We start from the raw sequence: 20062 nt of genomic DNA, 5'->3' as shown, positions 1-20062 counted from the left end.
CCGTCTAACCAGGATCGGTGTTGATAGGGGCGTGTCGATGGATCTGAACTGGCAGCGGCAATTGGTGGACAGCGCCATCTGGCTGGCGAGCGCGTTTGGCATCACGGCAGTGGCGTTGGCCGTGGTGGCCGTGGTGCTGGCGCGCACGACCGATTGGGGTCGCAAGTTCTGGCGCCTGGCCTGGCCGTATCTGACGCCCCGGCGCAGTTGGCGACCCTTGCTGACGCTGGCCTTGCTGCTGCTGTTGGCCATGGCTGCCGTGCGCATGACGGTGCTGTTCTCGTTTTGGTACAACGGCTTTTACAGCGCGCTGCAAGCGCTGGACCAGACCGCGTTCTGGCGCTTTCTAGGCATTTTTTCGGTGCTGGCCTGTGTGCACGTGGTGCGCGCGTTGGCCGACAGCTACGTGGGCCAGGCCTTCGACATCCATTGGCGCGTGTGGCTTAACGACCGACTCACGCGGGACTGGCTGGGCGCGGGCGCGTACTACCGGGGCCACTTCGTGGATGAGCCCGTGGACAACCCCGACCAGCGCATCGAACAAGACATCTCGATGTTCGTGACCGGGTCGCGCACGCTCGCCATCGGCGCGTTAAGCGCGATTGTGTCCTTGGTGGCGTTCACCGGCATCTTGTGGGGCTTGTCCGGCCCCTTGACGGTGGCGGGCGTGGAAATTCCGCGTGCCATGGTGTTCGTGGTGTTCCTGTACGTCATCGTCGCCACGTGGTTCGCCTTCAAGATCGGCCGGCCGCTGATCAAGTTGAATTTCCTGTCTGAACGGCTGACCGCCAACTTCCGCTATGCGCTGGTCCGGCTGCGCGAAAACGCTGAGAACGTGGCGTTCTATCAAGGCGAAGCGGTCGAGCGCGGCAACTTGTGGACGCGCTTTAGCGCCTACATCGCCAATCTGTGGGCGCGCGTCTATCGGGGTCTGAAGTTCGACGGCTTCAACCTGTCTGTAAGCCAGGTGGCGGTGGTGTTTCCCTTCATCCTGCAAGCGCCGCGCTTTTTCAGCGGGGCGATCAAGCTGGGTGACGTCATTCAAACGTCGCAGGCGTTCGGCCAGGTGCAGGACGCGCTGTCGTTCTTTCGTACGTCATACGACAGCTTTGCGCAGTACCGCGCCACGCTGGACCGGCTGAATGGTTTTCTGGACGCCAACGAAGCCGCGCGTGCGTTGCCCTCGGTGGATACGGAACCCTTGCCCGACGGCCTGGACATCAACGACGTGACGGTCAGGCGGCCCGACGGCCACGCCTTGCTGCAGGGCTTGAACCTGCGTTTGCGTCCGGGGCAGACCTTGCTGATCAAGGGGCCGTCCGGTAGCGGCAAGACCACCTTGCTGCGTGCGCTGGCGGGCTTGTGGCCCTATGCGCAAGGCCATGTGCGGCGGCCCGAGGGGACGGCGGCCCTGTTCCTGTCGCAGCGGCCGTATCTGCCGCTGGGTGATCTGCGCAGCGCGGTGGCTTATCCCGGGCAAGCGCTGCCGCAAGATGACGCGCGGCTGGCGGATGCATTGCGACTGGTCAACCTGGGGCATCTGAGCCAACGGCTGGACGAGGTAGCGGATTGGTCGCGCATCCTGTCCATTGGTGAGCAGCAGCGCGTGGCGTTTGCGCGCGTGCTGTTCAACCGCCCGGCCATCGTGTTCCTGGACGAAGCCACGTCCGCCACGGACGAAGGGCTGGAGCACATGCTGTACGGCTTGCTGCGCAGCGCCTTGCCTGAGTGCATGCTGGTCAGCGTGGGGCATCGCAGCACGCTGGACCCGTTCCATACCCATCGGCTGCATCTGGACGGCGTGGGCGGGTGGACGACGGGTCCGATGGCGCCGCCGCAAGACGAGGCCGCGCTGCGCGAGGCGGCGTGATTCGGCTCAGGTCCCCACGCGCAACGGCCCGGTCAGCTTGCGCAACGCCGCGATGACGCTTTGCGCGGTGATGCGGCCGGTCTTGGGGTTGGCGGACGGAATGTTCTGGATTTCCATCGAGAACATGGCGGCATCCGACACGACTTCCACACGGTGCACGTTACGTTCCAAGGACGGGTCGGCCCAGATTTCCAGCGTGGTCTTGTCGGGCCCGATGCCCGCCAAGGACACGCTTACCGCCACGTTCAAATTGGCAGGGAAACCCGTGGCGGCTTCGCGCGGCGATCCCCGGAAGATCAGGCGCGGTTCGGTCAGGCCTTCAAGATTGATGTTGTTGTCGGTGAGGTAGGGCGCGCCCATCAGGCCGCGCGGCGGCTTGCGGGTGATCATCGTGACGGAGTGGATGACGCCTTCGGCGGCGGCGGTGATGGCGTCCAGCCCCAGGATGGCGCCCGACGGCACCAGGATCTGCCCGTGATGCTGGCGGGCGAGTTCGATCAGGTCATCGTTACGCAGCAGCGCGCCGGAACTCAGCACCACCATCTTCTTGCCGGCGCGCAGAACGGGTTCGGCAATGTTGCGGAACACCGACGCGGGCGCGCATTCCACCACCACATCGCAATGCTCGTGCAGCGCATCGATGGTGGTGAAGACCGGTGCTGCCTGGGTCCACGCAAAGTCGGGCGCGGCCTTGGGGTCGCGTACCGCAACGGCGGCAAGGGTCAGGCCGGGTAGCCCGGCATCCAGGGATTGCGCCACGGCCTGGCCGATGGCGCCGAAGCCGGCGATGCCGACGCGGTAGCTGTTCATGGAAATTCCTGGGTTGATGCGGATTGGCCCCGAGGCGTCCACGTACACGTACACCTAAACGCAGACGCAAACGCAAACGCACTCGGGGTAAAAAAGGCAACGCCATCGATGTCGATGGCGCAGGGTTGCCGGCCAATGTATCCAGGGGCTGGCCGGGCGTCAATGCGGGATGGCCGCAAGGCGTTGGTCAGGTTCCTTGTTGCGCGCGGGCCAGGTAGTCGATGGTCAGGTTGGACAGGGCACGCACGCCGTTGATCAAACCCGATTCATCCACGTAAAAGCGCGGCGAATGGTTGGGGGCGGCCTTGTCCACGTCGGTGCCCTTGGGCGTGACGCCCAGGTAGAAGAACATGCCCGGCACCTTTTCCTGATAGAAGGAAAAGTCCTCCGACGCCGTGGACTTGGGTTGCAGACCATAGTTGCCTTCGCCCGCCACACGCCGCAGCGTCGCGCCCATTTGCTCGGTCAAGGCGGGTGGGTTGACGGTGGCGTTGTAGAGCTCGACCACGCGCACATCCGCGCGGGCGCCGGCGCTTTGCGCAATCATGTCGGCGGTGCGGGCGATGCGTTGGTGGATGTCCTTCTTCATGCCTTCGTCGTAGGTGCGGATGGTGCCCGTCATGGCCACGCTGTCCGGCACGATGTTCATGCGGTTGCCGCCGTGGATGGCGCCCACGGTGATGACGGCGGGCTCCAGCATGCTGTTGATCTGGCGGCTGGGAATGGTCTGCAGGCCCAGGATGATCTGCGAGCTGACGACGATAGGATCAATGCCCGACCAGGGGCGCGCGCCGTGCGTCTGTTTGCCGGTGACGTCGATCCAGAATTGGTCCGCCGCCGCCATGGCGGGGCCGCTGCGCCACGACAGCCAACCCGCCGGATAGGCGCTGGACACGTGCAGGCCGAAGATGGCGTCCACCTTGGGATTTTCCAACACACCTTCCTGCACCATCATCTTGGCACCCCAGATCTTCTTGCCGTCGGGTTCGAAGTCGGCGGGGCTTTCCTCGGCGGGCTGGAAGATGAATTTCACGCTGCCGGGCAACTGGTCTTTCATGCCGGCCAGCACTTCAGCCGTGGCCATCAGGATGGCGGTGTGGGTGTCGTGGCCGCAGGCGTGCATGACGTCGACTTCCTTGCCCAGATACGTGCCCTTGGCTTTCGACGCGAAGGGCACGTCCACCTGTTCCTTGACGGGAAGCGCATCCATGTCGGCGCGCAGCGCGACAACCGGGCCGGGCTTGCCACCCTTGAGCACCGCAACAACGCCCGTGCCGGCCACGCCTGTCTTCACGTCCATGCCCAGCGCGCGCAGATGGTCGGCGACCAGCTTGGCGGTGCGCGTTTCCTGGTTGCCCAATTCGGGGTGCTGATGAATGTCGCGGCGCCACGCGATGAGTTTGTCCTCAATGGCACGGGCGCGCTGCTCGATCTGCTCGGACAGCGCCGCATTGGGCGCGGGCATCAGCGGGCCTTGCGTGCCGGGCGCCGGTTGCGCGGCGGCCGGGCCAGCGATCAGAAGATGGGCGGCGAGCGCCAGCGGCGCCAGCCGGAACAGCGGTTTGCAAGACGGCATGGGGTGGTCTCCTCGTGGTTGTTAACCTGTTATTGGCTGAGGATCTTACCCAAGCGCGGCGCGGCCGGCGCGTTTGTTACGGATGCTTAAATTCCGGCCCGTTTGATTCCGAGCCGTGAAATTTTTGCTACTGCAATTTGATGCCCAACTCCTTGATCAGCGGCGCCATATCGGCGCGATCCGCCTTGATCGTGGACGCGAGTTCCGCAGGGGTACTGCCGATGGGTATCATCCCCAGCGTTTCCATTTGGGCGCGCATCTCCGGCTGCTTCAAGATGTCCGACACGGCTTTCTGGATCAGCGCCACGCGGTCTTGCGGCACGCCGGCGGGCGCCATCAGGCCAATCCAGGGTTGCGGCGCGTAGTCCTTCAAACCGGATTCCTTCAGCGTCGGCGTGTCGGGCAAGCCGCCGAAACGTTGCGGGCTGGTGATGGCCAACGCACGCAGCCGGCCGCTGTCGATCAAACCCTTCGAACTGGAGGGCGCATCCAGGCCCACATCCAGTTGGCCGCCGATCAGATCGTTTTGTGTCTTGCCCGATGACGACGATGGCACGTACAACGCCGTGATTCCCGCGCGCCGCGCGGTCTGTTCCCACACCAGGTGGAACGCTGTGCCGATTGAAAACGAGCCCACGCTCAGGCTGCGCGTTTTGCTCTCGCGCACAAAGTCGTCCCAGGTCTTGATGGGGCTGTCCTTGGGCACGATGAAAATGAACGGCGTGCGCGCCACCAGTGAAATGGGTTGCAGATCTTTTTCGGTATCGAACGGCAGGCTGTCCACCGCGAAGGGCACGATGGTGACCGACGAGGCCACCACCATGCCCAGGGTGTAGCCGTCGGGCGCGGACTTGACCAGCGCGCTGGTGCTGATGATGCCGGACGCGCCGGGCCGATTTTCGACCACCACAGGCTGGCCCCAGGCCGCGCCGAGCTTGCTGGCCAGAACGCGCAGCATCACGTCCACCGGCCCGCCCGGCGGATTCGACACGATGATCTTCACTGCTTTGTCGGGATAGGCGGCCTGCGCGGTCTGAACGGCCAATGGCGCCAGCAGCGCAAGCGCCAGCACGGTTTGCTTGAACATGGAATTCCCCTTGTTGTGTTGCTTGGTTTGTTTGCTTTGCTTATTCGCTTGGCTGCGCCGCCCGATAGTTCAGGCCAGCAGTTGCTGATGCGGCGCCATCGGCCAGTCAGGTGCATCGCCGCGTATGAACGCTATCCATGCACGCTGGGTCTGCGCCACCAGCTGTTCAGCGTGAGCTTGGCCCAACCCTGCCAGCATGGGCGCATCGGCAAAGGCCGACAGCGTGCCGAACACGAAGGGCAATTCAATGCAATGGCAGGCGCCGAAGCGCACGGAAGGCGCCACGTCAAAGCGCGCCAACCAGGCTTGGCGACCTTGGGCCAACGCCTCTTGCGCCCACAGGCGGGAAGGCGCGCCGAAAACCTCGTCGCCCATCTTGCTGCTGGCCGCATCCACGGCATGGCCGGGAAACGCGGCCATTTCGTCGCGGGTATACGCCACCAGCACATCCGCGCGCGACGCGGCCTGGCGCAGTGCCGGTGCAATGTCTTCGGGCAATACCTGTCCGTCCAGAACGGGGCCGAATTGGCTGCGGCTGCTGCCTTCGGCGCGTAGCGCGTCGGCCACGGCGGGCGCCTGCTGCGCGGCCAGCAATGCGGACACGGGAAGCGCGCGCGCGGCTTCCAGGGTATCAACGCCGGCGGCTTGTAGAAAGGCACGTCCCAGCGCGTCGGCTTGGGATGCGGTGCGGAACCCCCGACCCAGCGCGGCGCTTTGCAGAATGGCGCGCGAAAAGCGCGGACGGCGCGCCAACATCGCGCAGATGGACGACGCGCCGGCCGATTGGCCCATGAGCGTGATGCGTTCGGGGTCACCGCCCAGGTCCTGGATGTTGTCCAGCACCCAATCAATGGCGGCTTCCTGATCCAGCAGGCCCACGTTGGCGGTCTGCCCCGGCACATAGAGCCAGCCCAATGCGGCCAGGCGATAGTTGACGGCCACGACCACCAGGTCGCCACGCGCCGCCAGGCCAGCACCGTCGTACCAGTCCAGCGCGCCGCCACCGCTTTGCCACGCGCCGCCATGCAACCACACGACCACCGGCCGGCGCTGTTGGCCCGCGCCTGGCGTCCACACCGTCAGGTGCAGGCAGTCTTCGGATTGCGGGGTATCGAAATCGCCCATGGCCTCGCGCAGCCGCGAGGGCAGTTGTGGCGATACCGGCCCCGCCCGGGTGGCGTCGCGCTCGCCGCGCCACGTTGGTGGCTGCGGCGGCGCAAAACGCAGGCTGCCCACGGGTGCCTGCGCATAGGGAATGGCGCTGTAGCGACACACGCCGCTGGCTTCTCGCACGCCGGTCAGCGTGCCGGCTCGCAGCGCCGCCTGGACGGGTTGACCCATATCTGCCCCTTGCCTGGTTGTGATGCGGCTGGCGCGAAAGGCGCCGTCGCCGGAAGGCTTAATGGTAGGGATGAACGGGGCAGTGCAGTCATGCCGGATTTGATCAAGGCCATGCGGAACACGCATGGCCACCGCTTCACTTCACGATCCGCGCATCCAGGCTGTTGTCCGCCAGCGCCTTGGCCTGTTCCTGCGTCATGCCCAGATGCTCATGCAGCGCATGGAAGTTCTCGTTCACATAGCCGCCAAAGTAAGCCGGGTCGTCGGAGTTCACCGTGACTTTCACGCCCGCGTCCAACAGCTTCAGGATGTTGTGGTCCCGCATGTGTTCGAACACGCGCAGCCGCGTGTTGGATAGCGGACAGACGGTCAGGGGGATCTGTTCGTCGATCAGCCGCGCGATCAGGTTCGGGTCTTCGGCGGCGCGCACGCCGTGGTCCACGCGCAGCACCTTCAGCAGGTCCAGCGCTTCCCAGATGTATTCCGGCGGGCCTTCCTCGCCCGCGTGCGCCACGGCGGGCAGGCCTTCGGCGCGGGCGCGGTCGAATACGCGCTGGAACAGGCGCGGCGGAAAGCCCATTTCGCTGCTGTCCAGGCCGACGGCGACAAAGGCGTCGCGATAGGGCAGGGCCTCGTCCAGGGTGCGCATCGCCTGTTCTTCGGGCAGGTGGCGCAGAAAGCTCAGGATCAACCCGCTGGATACGCCCAGTTGCTTGCGCCCGTCTTCCAGTGCCCGGCTGATGCCCTCCAGCACGACGGCGAAGGGAATGCCACGGTCGGTGTGCGTCTGCGGGTCGAAGAAGGGTTCGGTGTGCACCACGTTCTGCTCGCGGCACTTCAGGAGATAGGCCCAGGTCAGGTCGTAGAAGTCCTGTTCGGTGCGCAAGACGTTGGCGCCCATGTAGTACAGGTCCAGGAATTCCTGAAGATTGCCGTAGTTATAGGCGCCGCGCAGGGCATCGATGTCGGGCCAGGGCAGCGCAACCCCGTTGCGTTGCGCCAACTGGAACAGCAGCTCGGGTTCCAGTGAGCCTTCCAGGTGCAGGTGCAGTTCCGCCTTGGGCAGTGCGTTGAGCCAGTCGTACATGGGTGCTCCGATAAAAAGGGGCGTGATCAATGAGGATTAATTGCGGAGGCGTAAGCGCGGGGGCCTGAGCGTGTGCTTTACGCGGCAAGCGCGGTCTGATCCGCCTGGATGGCTTGCTCCAGGTGCGCCGCGAAGGCGCGCGCCTGTCGGGTGCTGGGGCGATCGCGCCGCCATATCGCGGCAAGGGGCGACTTCTTGATGGCGGGGCGCGCGGGCAGCACGATCAGTTCGCCACGCGCCTGGCGGACGGCGGCCACGCTGCCGGGCAGCATCCACAGGTAGTGCCCGTCCAGCAGCATTTCGCGGCCAAACTCCAGGGACAGGGCGCCGATCATATCCGGAATTGCCAAACCGGCCTGGCGCAGCGACATTTCCAGTTCGCCACGGATGCGGCTGCCGGGCAACGCGGTAATCCAGGGGTAAGCCACATAGTCGGCCAGCGTGGTGTCCGGCAGCCCCGCCAGCGGATGATTCGTGGCGCAGCCCAGCACGACGGGGTCTTCCAGCAAGGTCGTGGACCGGTATACCTGCGGGTTGACGGTGGACGAAAAGCGGCTGATCAGCACGTCCAGCGCACCCGCGTCCAGGTCTTCGATCAGGCGCTCGTGCGTGCCGATCTCGATGGTGAGCGTGATGCGCGGATAGGCCTGGCGGAATGAACGCGCGGCTTCAGCCACCGGCCAGCCCGCGAACATGGAAAAGCAGCCGACCGTCAGGCTGCCTTCGTCGCCGCGCGACACGGCGGCCAGATCAATCTCGGCCTTGCGGAAGTCAGTAAGCAGCAGGCGGGCATGGCGGCACATGGCGTCGCCCAGCGGCGTGCAGGTCGTGCCCTTGGCCGTGCGCTCGAACAGGCGCGCGCCAACCAGCTCTTCGATTTCAGCGATGGCGCGCGACAAGCCCGACTGCGTGCTGTGCAACTGCGCCGCCGCTTTGGACAGGTTGCCCAATTCGGAGACGGTCAGCACGATTTCCAGGTGCCGGATGCGGAGTTTTCCTCGGAACGGTGTCATGGGAAGCGGCCGGTGGCGATGTGCCGATTATTCTCTGCCGCGCCAGGCTTGGCAACGGCGATGCGGGATTCAGATATAGTTCGTCGCCAAGCGAGGCCTCGAACCCATCGCGCCGCACGCTGCGTAGGCCGCCCGTGCGGCGGCAAGAAAGGCACATCATGCATCCATCCCTATCCGCTATTTCCACACCCCGCGCGCGGCGGCTTGCCCAGTATGCGGGGGCCGGGCTGATGGCGCTTGCACTAAGCGGCTGCGGCGTTTCCCGCGTGGATGAGGTGTCGGTAAAGTGGCCGTCTTTCAAGAGCGAAACGCCGGTGGTGCTGGCGTCGGACCCGGCCCAATGCCCGGACTTGGCGGGCACCTACCGCGCCCAGGGCGAGTTGCGCTCGGGTGAACCCTCGTACTCGCTGAAGGATCTGCGCACTTTTTTCCTGTATCCCTTGGCGCTGCCCGGCATGCGTGACACGCTCTTGCCGGAATGGCGCTCTACGCCCGCCGCGACGGTGTCGCTGTCGGCCGACGGCAAGGGATGGAACGTGTTGGCCCTGGACGGGCAGGGTGCGCGTTCCGTGGCGCGCTTGCCCATGCTGGATGGCGGCGAGGATCCGGCGGCCAAGTCCGGCGAGGGCGGGTTCTACATGCCGGACGACATCCGCCGCTATACCGGCTGCACGCAAGGCCGGCTGTGGGTCAGCGTGCGGCACGACTGGCGCCAACATGAATCCATGGGCGTCAGGCGCCACGTGGCGATATTCCGTCCGCAGGCAGGCGGCCTGCTGGTGACCGTGCAGCGCGAGTCGGACAGCATCGGAATGTTGCCGTGGTATTCCAACGAAAGCAGCGTGTGGCAATACTGGTTCGCCCCGGTTGCCCGCTGATGTTTTTCAACCAGGCGATGCCGCGGTTGCGGCTTGCCGATGTGCTTCTGACTCATGACACGTAAAAGCCTGTTTATCTCGACCTTGCTTTTGATTGCGTTCACGCTGCTGGTTGCCTTGTTCTGGCGCCACCAGTTCGCCCACACGGCGCCTTCACTGCGCGGGCTGATCGAAGACCCGGTGGGCAGCAACGCCCACGTCTATGGTGAATCGCCACGCGAAGACGCCCAGGCCCTGCGAGCCTTGCTGGCCGACGCGCAACGCGGCAACCCCGAGGCACAGTTCATGCAGGGCCTGATGCTGGAACAGGTGGACATGAAAGAGGCGCTGCGCTGGTACGAGACGGCCGCTGCCCAGGGGCATGAGGCTTCCATCGAGCGTCTGGCGCAATTGCGCGGGCAGGCGGCGGCGCGGTAGGCATCGCCTTGAACGTACCGGCTACGGCCCGATCCTCCTCGACACCCGCCGCCTCACCCCCCGACGGCACGCGCGCCCGGTTCGTGTCCGGGCCGCTGGGACCGCATGTGCTTGAAATGGTCCTGACCGGGTGGGCCAGCATGCTGGCCGTGTTTGCCGTGGAGTTCTTGTCGTTGCTGTACCTGGGGACGCTGCAAGACGAAGCGGTGCTGGGCGCGGTGGGCTTTGGGTCGATGACGCAGTTCACCATTACCTCGGTCTGCATCGGCGTGACCGTGGGCGGCGCCGCGTTGGTGTCGCGCGCATTGGGCGCGGGGAACATGGCGCGCGCACGCACGTTGTCGGGCGCATCGTTGATCCTGATGGCAGGCGCCGCGCTGGCTGCCGGTGCCATCTTCCTGACGGCGATCGGTCCGTTCACGGCAGCGATCGGGCTGGCCCAGGACGTGCGCGAGCACCTCTTGTCGTATGTGTTGATCACGACGCCGTTCGCGATTGTGATGGGCGTGGGCATGATGCTGTCCAACCTGCTGCGGGCGTCCGGACGCGGCCGGCAGTCCATGTGGGTGTTGCTGGCCGGCACCGCGACGGTGGCGGTGCTGGACCCCATTGTCATCTTCATCCTGGACGGCGGCATGGAAGGCATTGCCTGGGCGGGTGGGGTGGGGCGGGTGGCGACGGTGGTGCTGGGCGCCTGGCTGGTGTTCGGCAAACATCGCCTGGTGGCGTGGCCCGCTCGGCAAGCGCTGCTGGCTGATCTGGCTGCCATCGGCAAGATTGCATTGCCCGCCGCGCTGACCGCATTGGCGACGCCGGCGGCCGTGATCTTCACGGTATCCACCTATGCCACCTTTGGCCCCAGTGTCATGGCGGGGGCAACGGTGGTGGACCGGGTGCTGCAACTGGCGTATTCCCTGTACTTCGTGCTGCCCGGTGCGATTGGTCCCATTCTTGGGCAGAACCTGGGCTCGGGCCAATGGGACCGCGTGAAACAAACGGTGTGGCTGACTTCGCGCTGGGCCTTGCTGTACGGCTTTGCCGCTGCCATGGTGCTGGCGCTGGCTGCCCCCTGGGTGGCCGACATGTTCCAGGTGGCCGGACCGGGGCGCGACCTGATCATCTTCTTTTGCCGATTCGGCAGCTTCGCGTGGGCGGTGAACAGCCTGTTCTTCGTGGCGATTGCCGTGTTCAACAACCTGGGATACGCCACTTACTCCACGGTCATCGGATGGTTGCGGGCTACCGTGGGGACCTTGCCGTTCGTGTGGTTGGGCGCCCATTACGGCGGCGCCGAAGGCGTGCTGCTGGGGCAGACGCTGGGCTTTGCGCTGTTCAGCGTGATCGCGATGAGCCTCTGCCTGCGCGTACTGCGCGGCCCGCCGGGTGAGTCCGGCACGGGTCGCTCCGCGTAGTGAGGCCGGGATAGTAGATTGGCGCGCAGAGGCGCGGCCCAGGGGGCGGCGATGGGGCGCGCCAATATTGCGCCAAGCTGCGCGTTCGATTTCAACCGCCCGTCGCGGTACGATCCTGGCTGACTTCGATTTTTCAGGATTACCATGCGTCAGCCTTCATCACGCCCTCGAATCGATACCCTTTCCCGTGTTGTGCTTGCGGCTTGCCTCACGGCCGCGGCCGCGGGCGCCGCCCAGGCACAATCGCCCGCGTCCGCCACCGGATCGCGCGCGCAGACAACGCCCGCGCCGGCACAGCCGCAACCGGCTTTGACGCCCAAGCGCAGCTTTGACGATGTGGTCGCCGCGCAGGAAGCGGCAAAGACGGCGGCCCCCGCTGCTACCCCGGCAGCAGCCGCGCCGGCGCCGGCAACGGCGCCTTCCGCGGGGTCTGCAACGCCAGCCGCCGCTGCCACACCCGCAGCCACCGCCGCACCTGCTGCCGCAGCCCCCACCGTCATCATTCCGACCGAGCTTGACACCAAGGCGTGTATCGCCAAGTTGCGCAACGGCGCCACCGCCAATGGCTTGACCGTCGCCGATTGGGACAAGTACACCGCCAACGCCAAGCTGCTGCCCACGACCGTTGCGTCGGCCAAGGGCCAGCCGGAAGGGCGCGAAAGCTGGTGGGACTACATCGCCAAGACCGTGGACGATGAGCGCGTCAACGACGGCCTGGCCGTGATGAAGAAGGTGGGGCCGCAACTGTCCGCCATCGGGCAGCAATACCAGGTGGACCCCGCGACGCTGGTCGCCATCTTTGGTATCGAAACCAACTACGGCCGGCAGATCGGCAAGACCGATGTGCTGAACGCCTGGTTGACGCGCGCCTGCACCGAGAACAAGACCCTGTGGGAAAAGAACGCTTACGCGTCGGTGCGGCTGCTGCGCGACGGGACCGTGCCGGCCGATAGCTTCGTGGGTTCCTGGAGCGGTGCGTTCGGCATGACGCAGTTCATCCCGACGTCTTTCTATGAACTGGCGGCAGACGGTGATGGCGATGGCCGCATCGACCTCTACCATTCGCTGCCCGACGCGCTGGCCTCCACCGCCAACCACCTGCGCAAGCGCCGCGCCAAGTGGACGCACGGCCTGCCCGCCGTGGTGGAAGTGCGCGTGCCGGCTGACGTGGCTGCTTCGATCCCGCCTGAACCCGACGCGGAATACGTGGGTTCGCAAGACCGCCGCACCATTGCGCAATGGGCGCAAGCCGGGTTGAAGCAGGGTGATGGTTCGGTCCTGAAGCTGCCGTCTGGCAACGATGAAAAGGCCTATCTGTTTGCGCCCACCGGCGCCAAGGGGCCGGTGTTTCTGGCTACAGTCAACTTCGACGCCATCCTGCACTACAACCAGTCGCGCCGTTACGGCCTGGCGGTGTCGTTGTTGCTGAACCGCTTGCAGGGCCGTCCGGGCATCATCACGGCCTGGCCTACCGATGACCCTGGCCTGTCTCGCGCCGAGATCAAGGAATTGCAAGAGGCGCTTTACGGACGTGGCTACGATGTGGGCGAAGCGGACGGCATCCCCGGCGCCAAAACCCGCGATGCCGTGCGCGCCGAACAAGAGCGCCGTGGCCTGCCGCAAGATGGTCGGGTAGGCAAGCGGATCCTGGACGCGCTCAAGGCCGACAAGCCCGACGCCTTGCGCGCCCGCCCGTCCAAGTAAGGCTGCCGCCCGCATCAGGGCGAGGCGAATGCTGGCGTCTGAACGGCGCGGCATTCGCCATTGATGGGGCGGTGGATGCCATAGGCTGCCAAGCACCGCTATGATGGATCCCCGCCCTATCTTCGTAAAGAATGTCATGCCGTCCGCTGGTTTCCCTGACGTATTCCTGACCCCTCGGTTGCGTGCCCAGCGCATGAGCCAGGCGCATCTGCCGTTTATCGAGCAGATGCACACCAATCCCGACGTGATGGCCACGATGGGCGGCACGCGCGACGCCGCCGCCAGCCGGCTGTATCTGGCGCAAAACGAGGCTCATTGGTTGGACCACGGCTACGGCATGTATGTGCTGGAAGATCGGGAAACGGGCACGCTGGCCGGACGCGCGGGCTTGAAGTACACGGTGTCTGATGAGCAGGGCGCCATTGAGCTTGCCTATGCGTTTGCGCCGGAATGCTGGGGCCGTGGCTATGCCGTGGAGATTTCAGCGGCGCTGATCTCGTTGGGCTTCAAACTGCTGCCGGTCGACGCGCTGTGCGCGGTGGCGATCCAATCCAATACGGCGTCACGCCGCGTGCTGGAAAAGAGCGGCATGCGTTATGTCGGCGAAGCGGCGGGCAACGGCACCAATGTCAAGGTGCGCTACGAGATCCGTCGCGCGGATTGGCAGGCGCGTCAAAGTGCCACCGACTACACGCGACAGCCCCGGCGTTAACATTCGGCTATGAGCACCACCCCGATTCCCGACGACGATCCCCAGCCCGTCCCCCCCGAACGCCCCGCGCCGGAAGAATGCTGCAACAGCGGCTGCATCCCGTGCGTGTACGACATGTACGACGAAGCCATGGACAAGTACCGCCAGGCCATGAAAGCGTGGCGAATAAGGCATGAAGCGGAAGGCACGTAGGATGGGTGTGGCGCGCACGGGTAAATAGAAGAAAGCAGATGCCCAGCGCGCAAACCCATCAAGCAGCCCATCTCAATGATCGCGATCGATTGGATGGCGCCGCTGTTCGATGGGTTACGCGCGTTATGCAGTCGCGTTCTATTGGCCAGTCTTTCGCGCTACACCCATCCTACGATTGGCACGCGGAAGGCCGTAGGATGGGTGTAGCGCGCACGGGTAAATAGAAGAAAGCAGACCTTCAACGCGCAAACCCATCAAGCAGCCCATCGCAATCGCTTCCCTCAACCCGCCAGCTTCATATGCACGATCGGAAACGGGCGGCCGGCGTCGTCGTGGGCGGAGCGGCCGGTGTCGACGAAACCGTAATGTTTGTAAAAACCGTGTGCTTGCGGATTCTGTTCATTCACGTCCACCAGCAGGGTGCCGTGCAGCGAGCGCGCGAAATTCAGCAGGCGGCGGCCGGCGCCTTTGCCCCGTTTGCTGGCGTCTACGAACAGCATTTCGACTTTGTTGCCTGACAGCCCCATGAAGCCGGCGATCTCGCCGTCGCCGTCCTCACAGACCCACACCCGCACCGATGGCAGATAGGTGTTGAGGACCTGCGGGTACATCGCCTGGATTTCCTTTTCCGTCAGGAAGGAATGCGTGGCGCGGACCGAGCGGAGCCAGATGTCCGCCAAGGCCAGGTCGTCGCCGTGGTTGCGTTCTCGGATATTCATGTTCTTGTTGGTGTTTACAGTCCCGAGCGATACAGGTCGGTCGCGGCCAGGACGGTTTCCATTTGCACAGTATGCGCGAAGACAAAGCGGTCGCCGTAGACGGTTTCATCCGGAAACTCGGAAATCAAGGCCATGGGCAAATCCTCGCGATCCGTCTCCGTGATCTGTACCGGAATGCCGTTCATGACCTCGAAGCCGGTTTCCAGCGCGTGTGCGTGAAAGAGTTCCAGTTGGCGGGCGTTGAATTCCACCAGCCCGGTCACGTTGGCGGCCAGGCGCGCGGTGACCCCTTCGATCAGCCGGTGCGCGCGCGCGCGCCAGCCCGGATGATGGCGCAACACCAGGAAAAATCCCTTGGGAATGGTCCACAGCTCGAAGTTGCGCGGCAGATAGCCGGACAGGGGGCGCGTCCACTCATGCGCGGGGTAGCCGTGCAGGTTGATGTGCAACTGCGCGCCGCTGATTGCCTGCGCCTGATGACGCGCGTCGCGTTCAAAGAACGGTGCATGTTCGCGGTAGGCGATGTCGTCGCCCAGCGCGCTGTAGCGCGAGGCGTGCAGCATGTGGCGCGGATGATGTTCGCGCAGGCGGTTGAACAGGGCGTAGCCATCGGGGTTTTCGGCGGCGACCAGCGCAAAGTGCGCGTTGCCGCGTTCGGCCAACGTTTGCGCCGCGCGCAGCGCGCCGACAATGCCGGACGTTTCATTGGCGTGCTGCGCGCCCGAGATGAAGACGGCCGGCCCGGGTCCGCGCACATAGGTGCCCAGCACCGGGCGCCCCTGGCGCGATACCGCCTGAAAGGTGTCGCCGCCAAACGCCGCCACACAGCCGGCAATCTGGGCGGCCGTCAGTGGTTCGCGACGTTGCGCCAGCGGCGCATCGGGCAGGGCGGGCGTAACCGGAGCGACCGGGGCAAACGGTTCAAGCGAAATTTGCACACGCGCCGCGCCGTCATGGCGGCGGATGTCGGGAATGATCTGGCCGGGCTGCAAGCCCCGGTCGCCCGACGGCCGGCCGGAGTGGTGCTGAAAATGTTCCAGCAGCGTGAAGTAAACGTCTTCGTGCAGGGCTTCAAAAGTGCTGACGATTTCTTCGTCCACCGGCAGCGCGAAGTCCATGCCGGGCAGGTCCACCCGGATTTCCAGACGGTCGAAATACGGTTCGTGCGCGCCCCAGGCATGGTTGCGCACGGTGTCCACGATGCTGCGGAACACTTGCTGGTATTCGGTGGCTTGGGCGCCGTCGGTCTGCACCGCCCCGTCGGCATCACGCACGCGCAGCCAGCCCGTGGGCGATAGTTCGGGCGTGCCATCTTGCGCCGCGCCCAGCACGTTGGGCGCGAAAACGCGGGACTCGACCGTGCGGCCATCGGCGTAGCTCAGGGTGACGTCGTAGTGCAGATCGTGGTGCAGATCGGACCCGCCTTCCTGCATCACGACGCGCACGCCTTCCAGCAACGCGACCAGCGGATAGGCTTCCAGCGTAAAGCGCTTGGGCAGCGCGTGTTCGTGCAGCGGATAGCGCACCAGCACCGACACCAGGCCTTCGCGATTGACTTCTTCCAGGAAGTAATGCAGCAGCGGCTTGTAGGCGCTGCGAAAGCGCGCGGTGACGCCGGCCTGCGCCAGCCGCGCCTCTGCCGCACGGCGCGCGTCAACACCTTCAAACAGCCAGCCTTCCACCACCGCGCCGCGCCAGACGGGCGCCAGATAGGAATGGGTCCAGGCGTCCAGCGTGCGGTCAAATGATTTTTCAAGCAAAGACATGCGTCGTATTCCTTCGGGGTTCTTGCGGCATCCGGCAAAGAGAAAAATGCCCCTTGCGGGGCATCTGATCTTTTACACCTTTCCGGTCGGGTCCAGGCGGTCTCGCAACCAATCTCCCAACAGATTAAGCCCCAGCACGGTCAGCATGATCGCCAGGCCGGGGAAGACGCTGACCCACCATGCGGTCTGCATGTAAGTGCGGCCATCGGCCAGCATGCCGCCCCAACTGGGAATCATCGGATCCACGCCCAAGCCCAGGAAGGTCAGGCTGCTTTCCAGCAGGATGTTGTTGGCCACGTTCAAGGTCATCAGGATGACCAGCGGACCCAGCAGGTTGGGCACGATGTGATGGCGGATCATGGCCAGGTCGCGCACTCCAAAGGCGCGGGCGGCCAGCACGAACTCGCGCTCGCGCAGCGCCAGCACCTGGGCGCGCACCAGCCGCGCATACTGCACCCACTGCGACACGATCATGAAGAAGATCACGTTGAACAGGCCGCCACCCAGGATGGCGATGAACGTGATGGCCACCAGGATGAACGGCAGCGCCAGTTGCACGTCGGCAAAGCGCATGACGACCATGTCCCAGAAGCCACGGTAGTAGCCGGCGATCAGGCCCATGATGATGCCCAGCAGCGCGCCGCCGATGACGGAGGCAAAGCCCACCATCAGCGAGATCTTGCCGCCCACGATCACGCGGGCCAGCACGTCGCGGCCCAAGGGGTCGGTGCCGAAGGGATGCGCGGCCGACGTGAACGGCGCCATCAAACGCGAGGCCAGGTCCATGGATTCGCCGCCGTCGGGAAACAGCCAGCCGGACGTCAGCACCAGCAGGATCATGACGCCCGTCAGGATGGCGCCCAGCACGAATTCCAGCGAACGGTAGCGGCTGCGCGGCTTGAAGGCCTGGGGCGCGGCGGGGGGTGTGGTTGTCTGCATAAGGCTTAGCGCGTGCGGATACGGGGGTCGACGATGCCGTAGGCAATGTCGACGATCAGGTTGACCAGGACGATGACGGCGGCCAGCACGGTGACCGTGCCTTGCAGCACCGGATAGTCGCGGCCGGAAATGGCGTCGAAGGCCAGCGTGCCCAGTCCAGGCCAGTTGAAGACCATTTCAATCACGACGATGCCGCCGATCAGGCCGCCGAATTGCAGGCCCAGATACGTGATGAGCGGAATCGCGCAGTTGCGCAGCGCGTGCTTGTACAGCACCACGCGCTCTTTCAGGCCCTTGCTGCGCGCCACCATGATGTATTGCGCCGACAGCGTTTCCAGCATGGTGGTGCGCACCAGGCGGATGTTGGTGGCGCTAAGAATGATGGCCATCGTCAAGGACGGCAGCACCAGGCTGGCTGGCCCGCTCCAGCCCGAAGGCGGCAGCAGCGGAAAGGTGATCGACAACAGCAGCACCAGCATCAGCGCCAGCCAGAAGTTGGGAAACGACAGCCCCACCAGCGACAGGATGCGGATGGCCTGGTCCGTGGACTTGCCGCGCTTGATCGCAGCCTGGATGCCCAGCGGCAACGAAATCAGAATCGACACGATCAATGACGTAAACGCCAGCATCAGCGTGGCGGGCAGGGCGTCGCCGATCAGCTTGGCAACCGACGTGCCGCCCATGAAGCTGCGGCCGAAATCGCCGTGCAACAGGCCCTGCATGTACGACAGGTATTGCTCGTGGAAGGGGCGGTTCAGCCCCAGCGCCTGGCGGATGTTGGCCAGGTCTTGTTCGGTGACGCTGCCCGAACCCTGGCTGAGCATCAGCGCGGGGTCGCCGGTCAAGCGCACGGCATAGGAAACCAGCAGTGTCACGGCGACGATCACGAAGACCGCCTGCAACACGCGTTTGATGAGAAATCCGGTCATGAGGCGCCGCCCCGGTTTTCACCGGGGCGGATCGTTGGGTTGATGCTTACTCGACGGTCGCGTTGAGGAAACGGAAGCGGATGTCGCCCGGGACTTCAAGGTTCTTCACGCGCTTGTTCACGCCGACGATCGTGTTCAGGCTGTACAGCGGCATTTCCAGCGCCTGGTCGGCCACGTACGCGGCAATTTCCTGCAGCATGGCTTCGCGCTTCTTCACGTCATAGACGGTGCGTTGCGCTTCCAGCATGCCGTTGAGCTTGGCGTCCTTGTCATACGGGTTCCACTTCTGGCCCGTGTGATACATCAGGTACGCGGTGTTGTCGTAGTCATACGTCCAGCCGCCCCATTGGTTTTGCCACATCTCGCCCGTCTTGCCGCCCGGGATGATGTCGTTCAGCAGCACGCCGGTTTCATACGGCTTGATGGTGGCGCGCACGCCCACGCCTTGCAGGTAGCCAGACACGGCCTGGGCCACTTCGCGGAAGTTCGAATCGCTGCCGCGCACGTCGATCTGCACGGTGGCGCCCGGCTTCACGCCAGCGGCTGCCAGCAGCTTCTTGGCTTCGGCGGGGTTGAAGGGCAGGGGCTTTTGCTCGGGGTTGTAGCCGAACGATTGCGGGCCCTGGAAGCTGGCGATGACCTTGGCCTGGCCCAGCAGCAACTGCTTGACGATGGCCTCGCGGTCCACCGCCATGATCAGCGCACGGCGCACGTCGCGGTTCTGGGTGATGCCGCCCGTGGTTTTGTAGCGCAGCGCGTAGGCGACCGGGCCGCCCGTCGAGATGACGTCGGCGTTGCCGGACTTCTTCACGGTGTCGATCAGGCCCAGCGGGATCAGCGTGGCGATGTCGATGCGGCCGGCTTGCAGCTCGGCCACTTGCGTGCCGGGTTCGCTGATGAAGCGGTACACAACCTTGTCCAGCTTGGGCCTGCCGCCCCAGTACTCGTCGTTGCGCGCCAGCGTCACGTTGACCTTGGGCTGGTAGCTTTCAAACTTGAACGGGCCGGTGCCGACCGGGTTCGTGTTGAAGTAGTCCTCGCCCTTTTCCTTGATGTACTTGGGCGGCACGATCATGGCGCCGTAGCCGGCCAGCTTGGTCAGCAGCACGGGGTCAGGCTGCTTCAGGATGAAATCGACGGTGTATTCGTCCACCACCTTGATCTCGCCGATGGAGTCGTAGTTGGACTTTTGCGGGCCCTTGGCGCCTTCCGCGCCCAGCAGGCGTTCAAACGTGAACTTCACGGCTTCGGCGTTGAAGGGTTCGCCGTTGTGGAACTTGACGCCTTCGCGCAGCTTGAAGCGCAGGCGCTTGTTCTCGTCCAGGTATTCCCAGCTGGTGGCCAGGCCCGGTTGCAGCTTCAGGTCGGCGCCGCGCATCGTCAGGCCGTCGTACAGGTTGCCGCCCACCGAACCCCAGAAGGTCACGAAGGTGTCGATGGGGTCCCAGCTACCCGGGTCCTGGTTGATGGCCACGCTGAGCGTGCCCGCGGCATGCGCGGTCGACAGGACGGCGGGCAGTGCGCCGCCCAACGCCAGGGTCAGGGCGGTGGCGGTGAAAGTGGTGCGGAAAAATTGCATGGTCGCTCCAGGGACGGGAACTCGGATCACA

18 protein-coding genes are annotated in these 20062 nt (G+C 64.9%); 7 read left to right on the top strand and 11 right to left on the bottom strand.

Translation table 11 applies throughout. The annotated features are described in order from the left end of the window. Nucleotides 1-37: 37 nt before the first annotated feature. Nucleotides 38-1870: an ABC transporter ATP-binding protein/permease gene (locus tag CVS48_RS22915; RefSeq protein ID WP_100856442.1), complete on the top strand. Its 1833-nt coding sequence runs from the start codon at nucleotides 38-40 to the stop codon at nucleotides 1868-1870. Nucleotides 1871-1876: 6 nt separating this feature from the next. Here CVS48_RS22915 and CVS48_RS22910 read toward each other — a convergent pair whose 3' ends face one another. The 6 genes from CVS48_RS22910 to CVS48_RS22885 form a co-directional block, all read right to left on the bottom strand. Then, the gene (locus CVS48_RS22910) at nucleotides 1877-2680 is read right to left on the bottom strand and encodes an aspartate dehydrogenase (RefSeq protein WP_100856441.1); all 804 of its coding nucleotides are present in this window, start codon (nucleotides 2678-2680) and stop codon (nucleotides 1877-1879) included. Nucleotides 2681-2867: 187 nt separating this feature from the next. Beyond that, nucleotides 2868-4256 (bottom strand): amidohydrolase, encoded by a 1389-nt coding sequence (locus tag CVS48_RS22905; protein ID WP_100856440.1) that lies wholly within the window; start codon nucleotides 4254-4256, stop codon nucleotides 2868-2870. A gap of 127 nt (nucleotides 4257-4383) precedes the next feature. Then, nucleotides 4384-5343, bottom strand: a complete 960-nt coding sequence (locus CVS48_RS22900) for a Bug family tripartite tricarboxylate transporter substrate binding protein (protein ID WP_100856439.1) — start codon at nucleotides 5341-5343, stop codon at nucleotides 4384-4386. Between the two features lie 69 nt (nucleotides 5344-5412). Next, nucleotides 5413-6684 (bottom strand): carboxylesterase family protein, encoded by a 1272-nt coding sequence (locus CVS48_RS22895; RefSeq protein ID WP_100856438.1) that lies wholly within the window; start codon nucleotides 6682-6684, stop codon nucleotides 5413-5415. A gap of 136 nt (nucleotides 6685-6820) precedes the next feature. Beyond that, nucleotides 6821-7771, bottom strand: a complete 951-nt coding sequence (locus CVS48_RS22890) for an adenosine deaminase (RefSeq protein ID WP_100856437.1) — start codon at nucleotides 7769-7771, stop codon at nucleotides 6821-6823. A 77-nt stretch (nucleotides 7772-7848) separates the two neighbouring features. Further along, a complete protein-coding gene (locus CVS48_RS22885; RefSeq protein WP_100856436.1) occupies nucleotides 7849-8784 on the bottom strand; it encodes a LysR family transcriptional regulator in 936 nt (311 codons plus the stop codon). Nucleotides 8785-8942: 158 nt separating this feature from the next. Between CVS48_RS22885 and CVS48_RS22880 the strand changes: the two genes are divergently transcribed. From CVS48_RS22880 to CVS48_RS22855, 6 genes are all read left to right on the top strand, one after another. Continuing rightward, complete coding sequence (locus CVS48_RS22880) at nucleotides 8943-9662, top strand: hypothetical protein (RefSeq protein WP_242001186.1); 720 nt, start codon at nucleotides 8943-8945, stop codon at nucleotides 9660-9662. A gap of 54 nt (nucleotides 9663-9716) precedes the next feature. Beyond that, nucleotides 9717-10079, top strand: a complete 363-nt coding sequence (locus CVS48_RS22875; protein ID WP_100856434.1) for an SEL1-like repeat protein — start codon at nucleotides 9717-9719, stop codon at nucleotides 10077-10079. Between the two features lie 116 nt (nucleotides 10080-10195). Then, nucleotides 10196-11491 carry an MATE family efflux transporter gene (locus CVS48_RS22870; protein ID WP_100857816.1) on the top strand — a complete coding sequence of 432 codons (1296 nt, stop codon included), beginning with the start codon at nucleotides 10196-10198 and terminating at the stop codon, nucleotides 11489-11491. 309 nt (nucleotides 11492-11800) lie between these two features. After that, complete coding sequence (locus tag CVS48_RS22865) at nucleotides 11801-13195, top strand: lytic murein transglycosylase (protein WP_242001187.1); 1395 nt, start codon at nucleotides 11801-11803, stop codon at nucleotides 13193-13195. Nucleotides 13196-13331: 136 nt separating this feature from the next. Next, a complete protein-coding gene (locus CVS48_RS22860) occupies nucleotides 13332-13907 on the top strand; it encodes a GNAT family N-acetyltransferase (RefSeq protein WP_100856432.1) in 576 nt (191 codons plus the stop codon). A 9-nt stretch (nucleotides 13908-13916) separates the two neighbouring features. Next, nucleotides 13917-14099, top strand: a complete 183-nt coding sequence (locus CVS48_RS22855; protein ID WP_100856431.1) for an oxidoreductase-like domain-containing protein — start codon at nucleotides 13917-13919, stop codon at nucleotides 14097-14099. A 281-nt stretch (nucleotides 14100-14380) separates the two neighbouring features. On the opposite strand, the gene CVS48_RS22850 is transcribed toward CVS48_RS22855, so the two are convergent. The 5 genes from CVS48_RS22850 to CVS48_RS22830 all read right to left on the bottom strand — a co-directional run bounded on the left by CVS48_RS22850 (nucleotide 14381) and on the right by CVS48_RS22830 (nucleotide 20031). Further along, nucleotides 14381-14818 (bottom strand): acetyltransferase, encoded by a 438-nt coding sequence (locus CVS48_RS22850; protein ID WP_100856430.1) that lies wholly within the window; start codon nucleotides 14816-14818, stop codon nucleotides 14381-14383. A 14-nt stretch (nucleotides 14819-14832) separates the two neighbouring features. After that, a complete protein-coding gene (locus CVS48_RS22845) occupies nucleotides 14833-16584 on the bottom strand; it encodes a M14 family metallopeptidase (protein ID WP_100856429.1) in 1752 nt (583 codons plus the stop codon). A gap of 72 nt (nucleotides 16585-16656) precedes the next feature. Beyond that, entirely contained in the window at nucleotides 16657-17523 is an 867-nt protein-coding gene (locus CVS48_RS22840; protein WP_100856428.1) for an ABC transporter permease, read from the bottom strand. Nucleotides 17524-17528: 5 nt separating this feature from the next. Continuing rightward, entirely contained in the window at nucleotides 17529-18452 is a 924-nt protein-coding gene (locus tag CVS48_RS22835) for an ABC transporter permease (RefSeq protein ID WP_100856427.1), read from the bottom strand. Nucleotides 18453-18498: 46 nt separating this feature from the next. Further along, nucleotides 18499-20031, bottom strand: a complete 1533-nt coding sequence (locus CVS48_RS22830) for an ABC transporter substrate-binding protein (protein WP_100856426.1) — start codon at nucleotides 20029-20031, stop codon at nucleotides 18499-18501. Nucleotides 20032-20062 lie beyond the last annotated feature (31 nt).

The sequence above is a fragment of the Achromobacter spanius genome, assembly GCF_002812705.1.
Taxonomy (GTDB): Bacteria; Pseudomonadota; Gammaproteobacteria; order Burkholderiales; family Burkholderiaceae_B; genus Achromobacter; species Achromobacter spanius.
The sequence above is the reverse complement of the archived record's forward strand: the minus strand, read 5'-3'. Positions and strand labels throughout refer to the sequence as shown.

Bases quoted from the DNA above. Each gene is read 5' to 3' on its own strand.
- CVS48_RS22915 (WP_100856442.1), top strand. From the start codon at position 38: ATGGATCTGAACTGGCAGCGGCAATTGGTGGACAGCGCCATCTGGCTG.
- CVS48_RS22910 (WP_100856441.1), bottom strand. From the start codon at position 2,680: ATGAACAGCTACCGCGTCGGCATCGCCGGCTTCGGCGCCATCGGCCAG.
- CVS48_RS22905 (WP_100856440.1), bottom strand. From the start codon at position 4,256: ATGCCGTCTTGCAAACCGCTGTTCCGGCTGGCGCCGCTGGCGCTCGCC.
- CVS48_RS22900 (WP_100856439.1), bottom strand. From the start codon at position 5,343: ATGTTCAAGCAAACCGTGCTGGCGCTTGCGCTGCTGGCGCCATTGGCC.
- CVS48_RS22895 (WP_100856438.1), bottom strand. From the start codon at position 6,684: ATGGGTCAACCCGTCCAGGCGGCGCTGCGAGCCGGCACGCTGACCGGC.
- CVS48_RS22890 (WP_100856437.1), bottom strand. From the start codon at position 7,771: ATGTACGACTGGCTCAACGCACTGCCCAAGGCGGAACTGCACCTGCAC.
- CVS48_RS22885 (WP_100856436.1), bottom strand. From the start codon at position 8,784: ATGACACCGTTCCGAGGAAAACTCCGCATCCGGCACCTGGAAATCGTG.
- CVS48_RS22880 (WP_242001186.1), top strand. From the start codon at position 8,943: ATGCATCCATCCCTATCCGCTATTTCCACACCCCGCGCGCGGCGGCTT.
- CVS48_RS22875 (WP_100856434.1), top strand. From the start codon at position 9,717: ATGACACGTAAAAGCCTGTTTATCTCGACCTTGCTTTTGATTGCGTTC.
- CVS48_RS22870 (WP_100857816.1), top strand. From the start codon at position 10,196: ATGGTCCTGACCGGGTGGGCCAGCATGCTGGCCGTGTTTGCCGTGGAG.
- CVS48_RS22860 (WP_100856432.1), top strand. From the start codon at position 13,332: ATGCCGTCCGCTGGTTTCCCTGACGTATTCCTGACCCCTCGGTTGCGT.
- CVS48_RS22855 (WP_100856431.1), top strand. From the start codon at position 13,917: ATGAGCACCACCCCGATTCCCGACGACGATCCCCAGCCCGTCCCCCCC.
- CVS48_RS22850 (WP_100856430.1), bottom strand. From the start codon at position 14,818: ATGAATATCCGAGAACGCAACCACGGCGACGACCTGGCCTTGGCGGAC.
- CVS48_RS22845 (WP_100856429.1), bottom strand. From the start codon at position 16,584: ATGTCTTTGCTTGAAAAATCATTTGACCGCACGCTGGACGCCTGGACC.
- CVS48_RS22840 (WP_100856428.1), bottom strand. From the start codon at position 17,523: ATGCAGACAACCACACCCCCCGCCGCGCCCCAGGCCTTCAAGCCGCGC.
- CVS48_RS22835 (WP_100856427.1), bottom strand. From the start codon at position 18,452: ATGACCGGATTTCTCATCAAACGCGTGTTGCAGGCGGTCTTCGTGATC.
- CVS48_RS22830 (WP_100856426.1), bottom strand. From the start codon at position 20,031: ATGCAATTTTTCCGCACCACTTTCACCGCCACCGCCCTGACCCTGGCG.